The organism is Thermalbibacter longus (genome assembly GCF_023806485.1).
In the GTDB taxonomy this organism is placed as follows: Bacteria; Chloroflexota; Chloroflexia; order Thermomicrobiales; family Thermomicrobiaceae; genus Thermalbibacter; species Thermalbibacter longus.
Window position 1 is genome coordinate 305,278 of sequence record NZ_JAMSLR010000004.1, and the last position, 14,245, is coordinate 319,522.

Sequence of the window (14,245 nt, forward strand, 5' to 3'; positions counted from 1 at the left end):
CCGGACGCGCTACTGGCCGCTCTCTCGCGGGAAGGTAGCCTCGTCATCCCACTGAGCGCCGAGCAACCCCTGGTCGACTCCGTCGACGATCACGCGGACGAGCGGCGCGTTGCCGGAGACGACGTGAAGTTGGGTTCCCCTGAAGGAGCGTCGCTCGCCTGCCGCGAGGATCTCGGAGAGGACGACCTGGCCGTCGACCGTGGCCTGAACCCAGACCCGATCCATAGCGATGATCTCGAAGGTGTGCTCCTGGCTTGCTGGCGTGGCAGTAGGAGCAGGCTCCGGCGTGCTGGTCGGCGCTACCCCGGTGGGTGTGAGACCGGGCACGGGCGTGCTCAGGGCCTCAGCCGGGGTGCTGGCCGGGGCCGGCGCGACTTGTGTCCCAACAGTCGGAGCGCTCGCCGTAGGCACGGGGCTCTCGAGGGCGAGCGAGCTCGGGGTCTCGGTCTCGACCCGGGTCACCGGGGGGGTGGCGGGCATGGTCGGAGGGGCGAGGTAGGCGCTGTAGAGCCAGGCGAAGACGACGGCAGACATGACAACCATGAAGGCGATGATAGCGAAGTTGGGAGCCCAGTGCGTGGGAGCCTGGATCGGTTTGACCGCCGGGACCACCCGGAACCCCCCGCTTCGCTGGCCGTGCGCGTTCTCGAACATGGCCAGCACGCTGACCGGGTCGAGACCCAGGTATTGCGCGTACGTGCGGACGATACCCCTGGCATACGTGAGCGGTGGCAGCTCGTCGAAGTTTTCCTGCTCGAGCGCCGCGAGATACCGGCGATTGATCCGGGTCGCGCGCTCCACGTCGCGGAGCGTTACCCCCTTGTAGGCGCGGGCGTTTTGCAGGAATTCTCCGAATTCCCCCATGTCCCTCCCTGCCCGATTGCTCCGGCTCTGAAGCGGGTAGATCGGCTAGGAGCCGACCCGACGGCGCCGGGTGGCCTCCTGCTCGGCCTGCAACTGCCGCAGGTACTCGTCGACGTTGGGCGTCGGCATTCCGTGATGGCTGATATCCGCCTGCTGCAGCCACCAGTCGTCGCTCGGCAGCCACCACGACCCCAGGGAACTGTAGCAAGCGAGGTCATCGGCAGACACCCGGGTGCGCTCTGGGAAAGCGTAGGGATTGCCACACCAACCCTGGCTGCCATCGCCGATGGGTCGGTAGTCGCGGCATGTGCGGCAGCACTGCGGGATCGAGGGCAGCCCCGTCCCCGTTATCTGCACCGGTGGCTCCTCGCTCGCTCCGTCCCAGTCTCCAGGCACGCCGGGCGGCTCGTCCTGCCGCGCGGTCGCCGCCCCTTCAGGCAGGTAAAACGGCTCGGTCTCGCCACTCTGGTGCCAGCCGTGCCTTGGCGCTTCCATAGCGGTTTCTGGCCCCTTCACGACCGCTGCTGGAGGCTCGTGCACGCCCGTGGCCGCGACTCCGGTGGGCTTTGACGCACGTGGCTTTTCGCCAGCGTAGCTGGCCCCCCGCGGGCGCTCGCGCTGGGGGCGAGCGTGCTCACCGCGCGTGGCTGGCACGGCTGGCTTCGGGCGCTTGACCTCCGCTGCAGGCAGGACGTCCGGCTCCGTGGGCACGGCAGCAGTGCCGCTGTTCGCTGTCCGTGGGGCGGGCTCCATCCGATCCACGTCCCGGCGTGGCGGCGTCCCTGGCTGCCTGGTCTCCTGGGCCGCCTGGGCTGCCGTTGCCAGCGGTCGTGGCGGGCTCACTGTCTCTTCTTGCCGTGTGAGCGGTGCTGCCGGTGTCTCGGTCGCCAGCGTGTCTTCACCCGCGACGAGCGACAGGTGAGGTCGCTCGCGTTCAGGGGTTCTCGGTTCCCAGTAGTCTTCGTCCCAGCCGGTTCGGCAGGCTAGTTCGCTCTTTCGAACCAGGACCATGTGCTGGAGATCTCTGCGCTGCGGGTGTCGGCACCAGCCGGAGCCGGCGATCGCTCCTTCCTCGAAGTAACGGCAGGTTCCACACCGGCGCTGCGACACGCCTTCCCCTCCCATCATGGTGTGACTCCGAAGAGCGGCCAGCCGACCCGGAAGGTTGCGACCTCTCGCCCTCGGAGCCGGAAAACACCATCGATGAGCTATGGTAGCACAGGCGGGCGGGGCGGGTCAGCACCCGGTCGGCCCGCCCCGCAGAACGAGATAACGCGCCAGTTCAACGTGAACTGGCGCGTCATCCCGGGCCACGGCTCTTGCCCCATCGTGCAAGCCCGGGCCTCCCCTCCCCCTGGCGCTATCCCCCATTCTTGTCAAACGACCATGGTAGCAATCGGTTGCGGCTTGCCCCTGAGTCATCGGCTATACTTTTGCGTTGTACGTCATCCGCCGGGTTCGCGGAGGGCCAGGAGTGTCCATGCTCGTGCAACCGCAGGTCGAATCGGTGGCGGAGCCAGACATCGGCATCAAGCGCTTCCACATCTGGACGATCGGCTGCCAGATGAACGAGGCCGAGTCCGCGAAGGCCGCGGCCCTCTTGCGCCAGGCTGGCTACCTGCCGACCCAGGTCGAGGAAGAAGCCGACGTCATCATCGTCAACACTTGCGTGGTGCGGCAGCAGGCCGAGGACAAGGCGGTCGGCCATATCGGCTCCCTCGCACGCCTGAAGCGGTACAAGCCGGGCCTTCGCATCGCTGTTACCGGATGTCTGGTCACCGGGCAGCAGGCAAAGCTCGCGGAGCGCTTTCCGTACGTCGACCTTTTCTACGGCCCGTCCGAGTTCGAGCGTTTGGTCGAAATTGCGCCCGAACTGCGGGAAGTCGACTTCGACCTGGCCGAGCTGCCCCACTACTACGACGAGGGGCAGTCCGACCCGGACGTAACGGCGTTCGTTCCGGTGATCTACGGCTGTAACTTCGTGTGCTCGTACTGCATCGTGCCGTACCGGCGCGGGCGCGAGCGAAGCCGCCCGATGGAACAGGTGCTCACCGAGGTGCGCCGGCTCGCGGCTCGCGGCGTCAAGGAGGTGACCCTGCTCGGCCAGACGGTCAACGCATACGGTCACGATCTGCCGGGGCAGCCGGATCTCGCGGATCTGCTCGCCGCGGTGCACGAGGTCGAGGGAATCGAACGGATCCGCTTCTTGACCTCGCATCCGAAATACTTCAGCGACAAGCTGATCCAGACGATCGCTGACTTGCCGAAGGTCTGCGAGCACGTGAACCTGCCTGTGCAGGCAGGGGACAACGAAGTTCTGCGCCGGATGCGGCGGACGTACACCGTCGAGTACTACCGGGAGCGGATCCAAAAGATCCGTGAGACGATCCCTGGCGTGACGCTCTCGACGGATATCATCGTCGGGTTCCCGGGGGAGACGGACGAGCAGTTCGAGGCGACGTACCGGCTGCTCGAAGAGATCCAGTTCGACAAGGTGCACGTGGCGATGTACTCGCCTCGACCGGGGACGCTGTCGGCGCGGTGGGAAGACGACGTGCCGCGCCAGGAGAAGTGGCGCCGCCATCGGGCGATCGAGACGCTCCAGGAGCGGATCTGCCGCGAGCGGAACCAGCGCTACTTGGGGACGACGGTCGAGGTGCTGGTCGACGGTATGGCGAAGGGCCGGTGGCGCGGTCGGACGCGAGGGAATACGCTCGTGTTCTTCGATTCCCCTGGGGAATGGAAGGGGCGGCTGGTCGACGTGCGGATCACGGAAGCGAGCCCGTGGTATCTCCTCGGCGAGCCGGTCGGCCAGCCAGCGGCGCCACTGTGATCGTGAGCGTCTACATTCACCCGAAACCAGTCGGTGCAGCGGTCGGGGCAGTCTTCAGCCACCGCTGGCAATGTCGAAGTCACGGCGCCTGGCTGGACGAGAACGATGACGAGTTGGGATCCATTCCCTGGGCAAGGGAGCGCAAGACGACGTAACGAAGGACATTCAGGAGGAGACAGCACGGATGGCATCGATTCCAGGCCAGGTCAATCAGGAACGGCGGCTCGTCCGGCGGCTCACCGCCGCCGCGAAGCAGCTCGCGCTCGAAGGGCGCTGGGCCGAGGCCGCCGAGGTGAACCGGCGGATTTTGGAGCTCGCGCCGCGCGACGTAGCGGCGCATAATCGCCTGGGCCGGGCGCTGGCCGAACTCGGCCAGATCGCCGAGGCGAAGGAGATCTACGGGCGCGCGCTGGAGCTCGACCCGAACAACCAGATCGCGCAGCGCAACGTCCACCGTCTGGAGTGGCTGAGCGGGCAGCCGGTCGAAGCCGGCGCGGCGCCCAGCGCGACAGCGGTTCGGCCGCGTGCCGACGTGTTCGTCGAAGAGGTCGGCAAGACCTACGTTACCGACCTGGTACGCCCATCGGCTCCGGGCCTCCTCGCCCGGCTCTTTCCTGGCCAAGAACTCGAACTGCGTGTCGAGGACGACGCCGTGCAGGTGTACGACCTGAGCGGCGTACGCCTGGGCCAGCTCGAGCGCTGGCTGAGCCTGCGGCTGATCGAGCTCATGGGGCTCGGGAATCAATACCGTGCCTATGTGATCTCTCTGACCGGCGACACCCTGCGGGTCATTCTCCGCGAGGTCTACCGCCACCCGGATCAGCTCAACCGCCCGTCCTTCCCGCGGCAGGCCAAGATCGCCGCTCCGCGACCGTACCTCCGCGAGGCGGAGTGGCTCGGGCGCGAAGAGGAAGTGGAGGAGCTGCTGGAAGAAGAGGAAGAGGTGGAGGCGGAGACGCTCGCCGAGGCCGAAGAGGAAGAGCTGGTCGAGGAAGAGGACGAGGAGGTCGCCGAGGATCTGCTCACCGGCGACGAGCCGATTATTTCCGACCTCGACCTCGACGAGGAGTCACCGTTGGGCTGACCCGGATCCTCGGCAGCCGCGGCTGTTTGCCCTCCAGCCGAGACAGCGATTGCCGACACCGGCCCGCGCTCTGCGCTCGGGCCGGTTCGCTGTTCAGCGAAAGGGCACGGCTACGGCGAGCGCCAGCTCGACCGTATGGCCCGGTCACACGATTGCGACAGGATCTCGGCAGCGCAGGGTAGCCTTGCCGTTTAGCGCAGGACGACGGTTAACGCCACCAGCAGCAAGAGGATGAGCAGGGTAATCAGGAGAAGCCGTCTGAGGTCCGCGCGGATGATGGCGTATTCCTCATCGACGCGACCCCACGGCGAGGCGATGGTTCCCTGGCTCGACGGCTGGGCGGCGCGTGGAGCGACCGCAGCGGTCCTCTTCGGCTGCGCGTTGGTCGACGGCGCGGTCCGGCGCTTAGGTGGCCGGCGATGGGGCATCTGTCGCTGTTGGCGTCGTGCCATAGGCTGCGCGTATCCTCGCCATTACCTGGTTGTGCCGGTAGCGTCTCGGGAAGGCGGGCGCTCCGATACGCTCACCCCCGCGCCACAGTATACATGCCACTGGCGGCGGGACGCTCGGAGCTCTGACGGCGGCTCAATCCGGCGCCAAGACCTCCACCAGCGAGCCGCGTGCGATCTCCCAGGCGCGCGCGGCGTTGCCTTCGCGTACGGCGATCTCCAGCCCTCCGTGACTCCCGAACAGCGCCAGTGTCCGGCCCGGGGGCACATCGCCGAACGCGCGCACGATGCCCCGGATCGAGAGCGCGCCGCAGCGAACGAGCACGCGCTCGGGCGGTGCCGGCAGGTGCTCGGGCCGGATCAATGTGCGGCAGTTGCCGAACCGGTCGATGGAGACGACGGGACCCGTCGTGCGGTCGCCGAGCTGGCGCACGGGCTCGACGTCGAGCTGGACGAGGGTAGCCGGCTCGATCAGGCTGCCAACCTCCGCGGGCTGTCGCCCCAGCGCCAGCCGGGCGGCTACCGGCCCGAAGAGATCGCGGCCGTGGAAAGTGCGCGCGACCGGATGGCGAAAGTGCTCGGGGCGATCAAGCGTCACGGCGATCTCTACGGGATGGTGCTGGAAGACTAGCGTCCCCAGGCCGTTATCCGGCAGAACGAAGCAGTGCCCGCCGGCGAGACAGGCTACCGGCCGGCGCTCGGTTCCGACGCCGGGATCCACAACGGCGAGGTGGACAGTTCCCGGGGGGAAGGCTTCCCAGGCAGTTGCGAGCTGGAAGGCTCCCTCGAGCACGTCTTGCGGCGGCACCTCGTGGGTCAGGTCGACCAGCCGAGCCTGCGGCGCGAGGCTCAGGATCACCCCTTTGACCTGCCCGACATAGTTGTCGTGCAACCCGAAATCGGTGAGGAGGGTGATGATCCCGCTCGGTTGCCAGGGTTGATGGCGAGCCATTGTCTCGTCCTCCCGGGCCGCCTGGCCGCTCGCTCACCACGCCAACGCGTAGGCGTCCGATCGAGGGTCGGCGGCGGCTTGGAACACGCAACCGGCCAGGTCTACAGCTACGGCCTGGCAGGAGCCGATCGGCCCCCACTTGCCCAGCCGCACGACCCGGTGACCGCGCGCCTGCAAGCCCTCGATCGTCTGGTTCGGCATGCGACCTTCGACGTGTAGCTCGTCGCGCTCGCCGTGCGGCCAGTTCGACTCGTGGCCAGGCGCGAAGCTGCGCCAGCGCGGCAGCTCGATAGCCGCCTGGAGCGCGAGGCCATAGTCGAGCACGTGCACCAGCACCTGGAAGATCGTCTGAACCTGGCCGTCGCTGCCCGGCGTGCCGATCGCGAGCGCGTGAGTGTCACTCAGCATGAGCGCCGGGCTGATCGTGTGGCGCACCCGCTTGCCTGGCTGGAGCGCGTTCGGATGGCCTGGATCCAGATGCCAGTAGGTCATGCGGTTGTTGAGGAGCACCCCGGTGGAGCCAGCGACGAAGCCGGAGCCGAACGCCATGTTGATGCTGGCGGTGACCGAGACCACGTTGCCGTCACGGTCCGCTACCGCGAAGTAGGTCGTGTCGCCCTCCCGCTCGGCTCCAGCCGGGACTTCCGCCCGGGCGCGCTCGGGATCGATCAGTTGCACGCGCTGGCGGGCGTACTCGGAGCTCAGCAGGAAATCTGGAAGCGGGCCGGAAAAGCGCGGGTCGCCGTTGTACGCCTCGCGGTCGGCGAAGGCGAGCTTCTTGATCTCGACCATCAGGTGAATGAGTTCGGCCGAGAGCGGCCGGTAGCGCGCCGGCTCGAAGCACGAGAACATCAGCAGTTCCTGGAGCAGCACATGTGCCGACGAGTTCGGGGGAGGGGCGAACACCTGGTAGCCCCGGTAGGAGATGGACAGAGGCTCGACCACCTCGGCTCGGAAGGCGTTGAGGCTGTCCTCGTCCAGCAGGCCGCCGGCAGCGGTGCAGGCACGAGCAATCTCCTGCCCGACTGGCCCGCGGTAGAACGCGTCGTGTCCATCTCGTGCCAGCAGCTCGAACGTCCGGGCCAGATCCCGCTGGATCAGCACCTGGCCTGGCCTCGGAGGTGCACCGCCGGGCAGAAAGACGCGGCGGCTCGTGTCGAACTCCGCGAGCAGCGGCTGATGCGCCTCGAGGTAGGCCGAGAGGTTGTGGCTCACCGGGAAGCCCCCGGAGGCTAGGCGGATCGCCGGGCCGAGCACCGACGCGAGGTCGAGCCGTCCCCAGCGCTCGAGCATGACGATCCAGCCCGAGAGCGCGCCCGGCACTGAGGCGCTGAGCGGGCCACGCTCGGGGATTCCCTGGGCGAAGCGGTCGATTGTCGCCGCCCGCGGGGCTGGCCCGGTACCGTTCACCGCGTAGACTCGTCCGCTCCCGCCTTCGTAGACGAGGGCGAACAGGTCTCCGCCCAGGCCGGACATGTGTGGCTCTACGACGTTGAGCGCCGCCGCGACCGCGACGGCCGCGTCGACCGCGCTTCCGCCTCGCTGCAGGATCTCCAGCCCGGCGAGCGACGCGAGTGGATGCCCGGACGCAACCGCGCCTCGCCGTCCCATCACCACTGGTCGTCCTGCCTGCTCGGCGAAGATCCGTACTGGCCGGCTCGCCATGTTTCCTCCCGCTGATCCGGCTGGCCTCTTGTCGCCTTCAGTCCTCTAGATTCTGCTGCATTTCACTCCGGGCACGTTCGAGCGCCCAGGCGAACGATTCGGGTGTGTTGGCATTGAAGAAGGAGAGCAGCTCGGGGTCGTGCTGCCGGATCACCTCCTCCGGTATCCGGCGAACCCGGACATCAGGGAAGAACCCGATGACCTTCAACTGGCTCGCTCGTAGTCGCCGCTCGATCGCAGGCAGGCAGGAGCGGGCGTAAATCGCGTGCAGGGTCTCGAGCGTCTCCTGGCCCCCTTGTTCGCTACGCTCCGCGGCCAGTGCCGGGATCAGCACATCGTAGTCGAAGGGTTGCTCGCGCATGAACCGGAGCAATCCCGGGTTCACGAACGGCAGGTCGCAGGCCAGTACCAGGCAGCGCTCGAAGGCTGCCTCGGCGATGGCGGTGTAGATACCCCCGAGGGCGCCGGCGCCCGGGAAGCGATCCGCAACGACTCGCACGCCGAACCGTTCGTACTCCGGCCGGCCGGTCGCGACGATAAAGAGGTCGTCGGTGAGCGGACGCACCCGCTCGAGCACGCGTTGGAGCAGCGGCTCACCGAGGAAGTCGAGCAACGCTTTGTCGCGACCCATCCGGCGACTCTGGCCACCGGCGAGGACAGCGATACTGAGTCTCAAGGCGTGCTCCGTCGACCGCACTTCCCGCGCCCTGTCGCTCCATTGTACCGGCACTCCGTTCGGTACTGGAAGCGGTGTAGAGGCCTGCTCATTGTTGACGAGCGGGCCCTGAGGTATACTGGCGGTGACATCTCCCGGGTGTGAGCGAGAGGACGCCGGCCATGAACGGCCGTCCACAAGAGGGAGCGAGCGGGTGAGTGAGCACCAGGCCGCGCGATGCCTGGTGCTCATTCGTTTTGGAAGGTCTGCGTGCAAAGGGCGTCATCTGGTGACAGGAGATCCGAATTGACTCGTGAAAGGAGAGGCTCCGATGAATTCGGCGCTGATCGGCAAGATCGAGAAGGCCCGGCGCTACGCGGCCGAGCCGCACCGGGCCCAGCTCCAGTCGCTCCACGTTCGCTTCCGCGGCGAGCATGATACCTACGACGTTCGTTTCCAGGACAAGCAATGGACTTGCACCTGCCACTCCTTCACCGCGCTCGGCCTGGGCACCTGCAGCCATATCATGGCCCTAGAGCGCATCCTGGCGCCGATGATCCCTGACGACGTGCCGGCCAGCGGCACGCAGCCGCTGTATAGCTGACTCCGATCCCTCCTGCCCGCTCGCCGGTCAGCGATCTGGATCGCATCGCTGCCGGCACTGGGTGAGCTGTCGATTGCTGGAAACCTGGTCTCCTGCCCGGCTCCTGGTAGCCGGGCAGGTCGTGCTGCCGAGCGCTGGCAGCAGGTATGCTGTCCGGTTGCCGGCAACGGCTTTCCGTCCCTCAAGCAGTCGCGGTAGCCGGTCGGCGAGGGATCGATGGGCATCTGCCCGCCGACCTGCGACGAGCGACGTCGTATCCGAGCGCAGGGGAGTGTGCGATGAGCGAAGGTGACCGGTCGAATGAGGTGGTGCGCGCGTGGGAGGAGCTCGCGGCTTGGTACGACGAGAAGATGGGGGAGGAGGGCGATCTCTGGCACCGCACGCTGATCGACCCAGGTCTGCTCCAGGTGCTCGGCCAGGTAGCCGGGCTGGAACTGCTCGATTTGGGCTGCGGCAACGGATACCTCTGCCGGCGCTTCGCCCGCGAAGGAGCGCGAGTGACCGGCGTGGATGCGTCGGCCCCGATGATTGAACGCGCCCGCCAGCGGGAGGTTCGCGAGCCGCTCGGCATCACCTACCACATTGCCGATGCGGCTGATCTCTCCATACTCGGCGATGCCTCGTTGGATGTCGTCGTCTCCAACATGGCTCTCATGGACATAGCGGATGCTGCCGGGGCGATCCGGGAAGCAGCCCGGGTGCTGCGCCCCGGTGGGCGACTGGTGTTCAGTATCTTGCATCCTTGCTTCGACCTGCCGGGTGGCGCCTCTGGCTGGGTGATCGAGCGATTCGATTTCACCAGCACGATCTGGCGCAAGGTGAGCCGCTACCGCGAGCAGTTCGTCGCGCCGGTCCCTTGGCAGCTCGACGGTGGCCGGTTGGCCTACACGCCCGCCTACCACCGGCCGCTCTCGTGGTACGTGCGCACGCTGCGCGTGGCAGGCCTAGTCGTGACCGCCTTCGAGGAGCCCGCTCCCACCGAGGAGTTCCTCGCCGCTTCCCCGCAGGGTTCCTGGATTGCGGAGATCCCGCTCCACTGCGTGATCGAGGCCCGGAAGGAGTAGATGGGGCTCAGTTCGTCCAGAGCTGTACAGGCTGCGGGGCATCGACAGGCAAGGTGAGGACGAGCCGCTGTCCAGGGGTGAGGATGAGCTCACCCGCGTGCCAGCCGTTCTCGTCCAGCCGTGGATCGCTCATCCACAGTTCCAGGTGACGGTGGTAGAGCCATCTCGGCTGGGGCGGGGCCGGTCCCCAGAGCAGCTCGAAGGCGAGCACGCTAGCTGCCAGGTAGTGCCGGAGCAACCGTGTGCCAAAACGGGAAATCGACTTGGCCATCGATATCGTCACTGGAACCGATCGAACCGCTCGACTGGGAGCATGAACACGGTGGCGCCGCCGACGACGACCTCGATCAGGTTCGGGGGATACCATTCGTGCAGGTCGCCGACGATCTCCGGTGGCACGACTTCCGTTCGCTGGCGGCAGTTCTCCTCGATGATGCGGAGCACCTGGTGCACCGATGGGTCGTCCACGCCGATGAGCAGGGTGGTATTGCCCATGCGCAGGAACCCGCCGGAGCTCGAGATCCTGGTCGCCCGGAAGCCCGCGTCGCTGAGCGCGGTCAGGAGCTGGTTGGCGTCATAGTCCTGGACGATGGCGATGAGGAGCTTCATGAATCCTCTCTCTACCGGCTCTGTGCGGTCACGCCGGAGCGCACGCCAGGGACTATAGCAGCCTGCTCAGGGCTCACGCCAGAGGGTGAACCGAGAGGACGCTTGACAGTGGCGCTCGCTTCGCTAGAGTGACCAAGAGAGGACTGCGCCGGAGGGTATCGTGGCACCGCTCTCGCTGGCCGAGTTGACGTGGCAGGAGGCGGCCGGCCTGCTCGGGCAACGGCCGGTTGGCTTGCTGCCAGTGGGGGCGATCGAGGCACACGGGCCGCATCTCCCGCTCGATACAGACGTTCGGATCGCCGGCGCGATGGCGCTCCGCGCCGCACAGTTGCTGGAACGCGATGGCCTTCCCGTGCTCGTCCTCCCGCCGATCGTCTACGGGGTTAGCTTCGTGGGCACGTGCTTTCCTGGTACCAGCCCAGCCGATCCGGATGCCCTCGAACTGTACCTGCGCAGTGTGCTCCTGCACCTGTGCGAGCAGGGCTACCGCGCGCTCGGCATCTGCAACGCTCACCTGGAGCCGGCTCACGTCTCGGCTGTGCGCGCGGCCGCCGACGCGGCGCAGTCGGCGACTGGGGTACCGATCGCCTTCCCAGACAAGCGCGAGCAGCGATGGGCTGTCCGGCTCTCAGAAGAGTTCCAGCGAGGGGCTCGCCACGCTGGCAGCTACGAGACGTCGCTGCTAATGGCGATCAGTCCCGAGGCAGTGCGCGTGGTCGCGCTCGAGGACTTGCCGCCGCTCTGGATCGACCTGCCAGCCCAGCTTCGAGCGGGAGCGCGGACGTTTGCGGAGGCCGGCAGTCCTCTGGGCTACTTCGGCGACCCGGCCCGGTCGAGCGCTGAGGAGGGAGAGCGGCTCTTGGCTGCCCTCGCGGCGATGGTGCGCGAGGCGGTGCTCGAGGCCCTGGCGTCCCGCGGGGGCGTCACGCCGCCAGCCGAGCGCGACCCGCGCGGTCGACCTTCCTGACGGGCGAGCTCGCGTCCGAGCAGAGAGCGAGGAGGTGGGTCGTGGAGCCTGAAATCGTCTGGTATGCCCAGTCAGCGTTCCGCATCGAAGTAGATGGGTTGCGCATCTACCTCGATCCGTACCATCTGCCACCAGGCCAGCCGCCGGCCGACGTGCTGATGATAAGCCACGACCACGGCGATCACCTGTCCGGCGAGGACATCGCTCAGATCCGGAATGCCGACACAGTCGTGTTCGCGAGCCCGCCGGCGGCAAAGAAGCTCGCCCCACCGGTCACGACCTTGGCCCCCGGGCAGAGTGCGCGGCACGGCGGGCTCACCGTGCGGGCCGTGCCGGCGTACAACGTCAACAAGTTCCGCAGCCCCGGAGTACCGTTCCATCCGCGGGAGGGCCAGCACGTCGGATTCGTGTTCGAGATCGGCGGCCTGCGTTTCTACTTCGCCGGCGACACCGACGTCATCCCGGAGATGGCTGAAATCGGGCCGGTCGACTACGCTTTCCTGCCGGTCAGCGGCACGTATGTCATGACAGCCGAAGAGGCAGCAGAGGCCGTGCGGCAGATTCGCCCGCGGGTCGTGATCCCGATGCACTACGGGAGCATCGTCGGCTCGGTTGAGGATGCCCACCGGCTCGCGCGGCTCGTCCCGGAGGGGGTCGAAGTGCGCATCCTGACCCCGATAAGCCGCTAGGCGCCGAACGGCGAGGCTGGGCGATGGCTCACCTGTTGAGCCGGCGCCGCTTGCTGGCCTCGCTGGGTAGCGCGCTTCTCGTGGCCTGCCGCGTCCGCGAGCCGCCTTCCCCAGTGCCCAGCCCTAGCACGACGCCGACGCCAGCGGTTGTTCGCCGCCGCTCTGCCCAGCTAAAGCGCGGCACGGTAGGTGCGTCTCGGGAGCTGGGCATCTGGATCGAGCCGGAACTTCCGGCGGCGTTTGCTCCTCGGGCAGCGAGCTTCGAAGCGTTACTCTCTGCTGCGCTTCCTCCTGGGTGGCAGCTAGTGCGCGTCGATGCGCCGGAAGAGGCGAGCGTGCGGGTTCGGCGAGCGCCCGGCTCAACCAGCCCGCTGACCCTAGCTGAACGCCCCTTGGTGCCGGTTACGTCTCACTGGAACCTGGTGAGCGCTATCTCGGGCCATGCGCTCAGTGGGCTGCTGGGCGGGACGATCTCGGACTGGCAGGCGCTGGGTTCGCCGGAGCCGCTCCCGGTGGAACCGGTAAGCCTCCGAACCGGCGGCCTGCAGCTTGCCGGCGCTGTCCACGAAGCGAGCGATCCACAGTCCTGCGCCCAGTTCCTCCTGGTGAGGCCTGGGGCGCTGGCAGTGGTCGAGCCAACGGGACTCGCACCTCAGATGCGCGTGCTAGAGGTCGACGGGAACGATCCACTCGCTCTGCCGCCGGAGGAGCTCGAAAAGGTCGGCTTGGCAGATCGTCTAGTGGTCGAGGCGAGCGACGCTCTACAGGGTGTCCTCCAGCGGGTGATCGGCCAGTTACCGCAGCCGGTGCGGGAGCCGCCTTTTACGATAGCCGTAGCTGGCGACATCATCCTCGGCAGAACCGTGCACCGCATCATGGAGCAGAGTGGCGACTGGGCCGCGCCGTTCAGGGCCGTCGCGCCGCTGCTCGCCGAGGCCGATCTGACGATTGCTGACCTCGAATGTGCGCTGACTGGCTCGTTTGCGCCGCCGGACGATCCTTATACGATGCGGTTCATGACCTATCCGCAGGCTGTCGAGGGGCTGCTACTGGCCGGGATCGACGCGGTGTCACTCGCGAACAACCACAGCATGGACTTCGGCGCACAGGGCATGCGCGACACGCTCAAGACCTTAGAAGGCCGAGGGATCGCGCACTGCGGGATCGGCGAGACGCTCGCGGAGGCTAGGCAGCCTGCGCTTCTGCAAGTTGCCGGCACGACGATTGCCCTTCTCGGGTACGACGGCATCAGTGCGGCCTGGTACGGGGCCGGCGTGGACTGGCCGGGGACGGCCCCACTCGATCCTGAGCTGGTCACGGAAGACGTGAGCGCGGCTTCTAGCCTCGCGGACGTCGTGATCCCGTTCTTTCACTGGGGCATCGAGTACACGTTGCTCCCGACGGACGAGCAACGCCAGATCGCGCGGGCGGTGATCGATGCCGGCGCGACGCTGGTGCTCGGCTCGCACCCGCACTGGCTGCAAGGGTTCGAGTTCTACCGCGGCAGGCCCATCTTCTACTCGCTCGGCAACTTCGTCTTCGATCAGGAGTGGTCGCAAGAGACGAAGCAAGGGGTGATTCTGCGGTTGCGGTTCGAGGGCCCCCGCCTGCGCGCGTTCTCGTTCCAACCGGTGCTGATCGAGGACTACCACCGGCCGCGCCCGGCCAATGACCAAGAGCGCGTCGTCATGATGGGGCGCATCCGATCGTCGTCGCTGGAGCTTCTCGCCTCGTCCGGCGGGTAGGATCAATGCCTGCATTCGCCGGGAACCGAAGCGGGGCCGGCGCTGGCTCGTGCCCCAGACAGGTG

15 protein-coding genes are annotated in these 14,245 nt (G+C 67.3%); 7 read left to right on the forward strand and 8 right to left on the reverse strand.

Translation table 11 applies throughout. The features are described from left to right. Window positions 1-9: 9 nt before the first annotated feature. Window positions 10-864 carry a helix-turn-helix domain-containing protein gene (locus NET02_RS08130; RefSeq protein ID WP_284056891.1) on the reverse strand — a complete coding sequence of 285 codons (855 nt, stop codon included), beginning with the start codon at window positions 862-864 and terminating at the stop codon, window positions 10-12. 45 nt (window positions 865-909) lie between these two features. Next, window positions 910-1,875 (reverse strand): hypothetical protein, encoded by a 966-nt coding sequence (locus NET02_RS08135; RefSeq protein WP_284056892.1) that lies wholly within the window; start codon window positions 1,873-1,875, stop codon window positions 910-912. 469 nt (window positions 1,876-2,344) lie between these two features. On the opposite strand from NET02_RS08135, the gene miaB reads away from it, so the two are divergent. Then, a complete protein-coding gene (gene miaB, locus NET02_RS08140; RefSeq protein ID WP_284056893.1) occupies window positions 2,345-3,697 on the forward strand; it encodes a tRNA (N6-isopentenyl adenosine(37)-C2)-methylthiotransferase MiaB in 1,353 nt (450 codons plus the stop codon). Window positions 3,698-3,881: 184 nt separating this feature from the next. Continuing rightward, on the forward strand, window positions 3,882-4,781 hold the full coding sequence (locus NET02_RS08145; RefSeq protein WP_284056894.1) for a tetratricopeptide repeat protein: 900 nt from the start codon (window positions 3,882-3,884) through the stop codon (window positions 4,779-4,781). A 191-nt stretch (window positions 4,782-4,972) separates the two neighbouring features. Here the strand turns inward: NET02_RS08145 and NET02_RS08150 are convergent, their stop codons facing one another. From NET02_RS08150 to mobA, 4 genes are all read right to left on the reverse strand, one after another. Continuing rightward, on the reverse strand, window positions 4,973-5,233 hold the full coding sequence (locus tag NET02_RS08150) for a hypothetical protein (protein ID WP_284056895.1): 261 nt from the start codon (window positions 5,231-5,233) through the stop codon (window positions 4,973-4,975). Window positions 5,234-5,366: 133 nt separating this feature from the next. After that, window positions 5,367-6,182: an SAM hydrolase/SAM-dependent halogenase family protein gene (locus tag NET02_RS08155; protein ID WP_284056896.1), complete on the reverse strand. Its 816-nt coding sequence runs from the start codon at window positions 6,180-6,182 to the stop codon at window positions 5,367-5,369. A 33-nt stretch (window positions 6,183-6,215) separates the two neighbouring features. Further along, window positions 6,216-7,847, reverse strand: a complete 1,632-nt coding sequence (gene ggt, locus NET02_RS08160; RefSeq protein WP_284056897.1) for a gamma-glutamyltransferase — start codon at window positions 7,845-7,847, stop codon at window positions 6,216-6,218. Between the two features lie 37 nt (window positions 7,848-7,884). Then, window positions 7,885-8,523, reverse strand: coding sequence for a molybdenum cofactor guanylyltransferase (gene mobA, locus NET02_RS08165; protein ID WP_284056898.1), 639 nt, complete (start codon window positions 8,521-8,523; stop codon window positions 7,885-7,887). Window positions 8,524-8,833: 310 nt separating this feature from the next. On the opposite strand from mobA, the gene NET02_RS08170 reads away from it, so the two are divergent. Together NET02_RS08170 and NET02_RS08175 are read left to right on the forward strand one after the other, a co-directional pair. Continuing rightward, complete coding sequence (locus NET02_RS08170) at window positions 8,834-9,106, forward strand: hypothetical protein (RefSeq protein WP_284056899.1); 273 nt, start codon at window positions 8,834-8,836, stop codon at window positions 9,104-9,106. 278 nt (window positions 9,107-9,384) lie between these two features. Beyond that, entirely contained in the window at window positions 9,385-10,170 is a 786-nt protein-coding gene (locus NET02_RS08175; protein WP_284056900.1) for a class I SAM-dependent methyltransferase, read from the forward strand. A gap of 7 nt (window positions 10,171-10,177) precedes the next feature. On the opposite strand, the gene NET02_RS08180 is transcribed toward NET02_RS08175, so the two are convergent. Both NET02_RS08180 and NET02_RS08185 read right to left on the reverse strand, forming a co-directional pair. Further along, window positions 10,178-10,441, reverse strand: coding sequence for a hypothetical protein (locus NET02_RS08180; protein WP_284056901.1), 264 nt, complete (start codon window positions 10,439-10,441; stop codon window positions 10,178-10,180). Window positions 10,442-10,449: 8 nt separating this feature from the next. After that, entirely contained in the window at window positions 10,450-10,779 is a 330-nt protein-coding gene (locus NET02_RS08185; RefSeq protein ID WP_284056902.1) for a cyclic-di-AMP receptor, read from the reverse strand. 160 nt (window positions 10,780-10,939) lie between these two features. Here NET02_RS08185 and NET02_RS08190 point away from each other — a divergent pair, with 160 nt between their 5' ends. Genes NET02_RS08190 through NET02_RS08200 form a run of 3 tightly spaced genes read left to right on the forward strand, consistent with a single transcriptional unit; the run spans window position 10,940 to window position 14,180 of the window. Further along, window positions 10,940-11,746: a creatininase family protein gene (locus NET02_RS08190; RefSeq protein WP_284056903.1), complete on the forward strand. Its 807-nt coding sequence runs from the start codon at window positions 10,940-10,942 to the stop codon at window positions 11,744-11,746. 41 nt (window positions 11,747-11,787) lie between these two features. Continuing rightward, window positions 11,788-12,435 (forward strand): MBL fold metallo-hydrolase, encoded by a 648-nt coding sequence (locus tag NET02_RS08195; RefSeq protein ID WP_284056904.1) that lies wholly within the window; start codon window positions 11,788-11,790, stop codon window positions 12,433-12,435. A 23-nt stretch (window positions 12,436-12,458) separates the two neighbouring features. Then, window positions 12,459-14,180, forward strand: a complete 1,722-nt coding sequence (locus NET02_RS08200) for a CapA family protein (protein ID WP_284056905.1) — start codon at window positions 12,459-12,461, stop codon at window positions 14,178-14,180. Window positions 14,181-14,245: the final 65 nt, after the last annotated feature.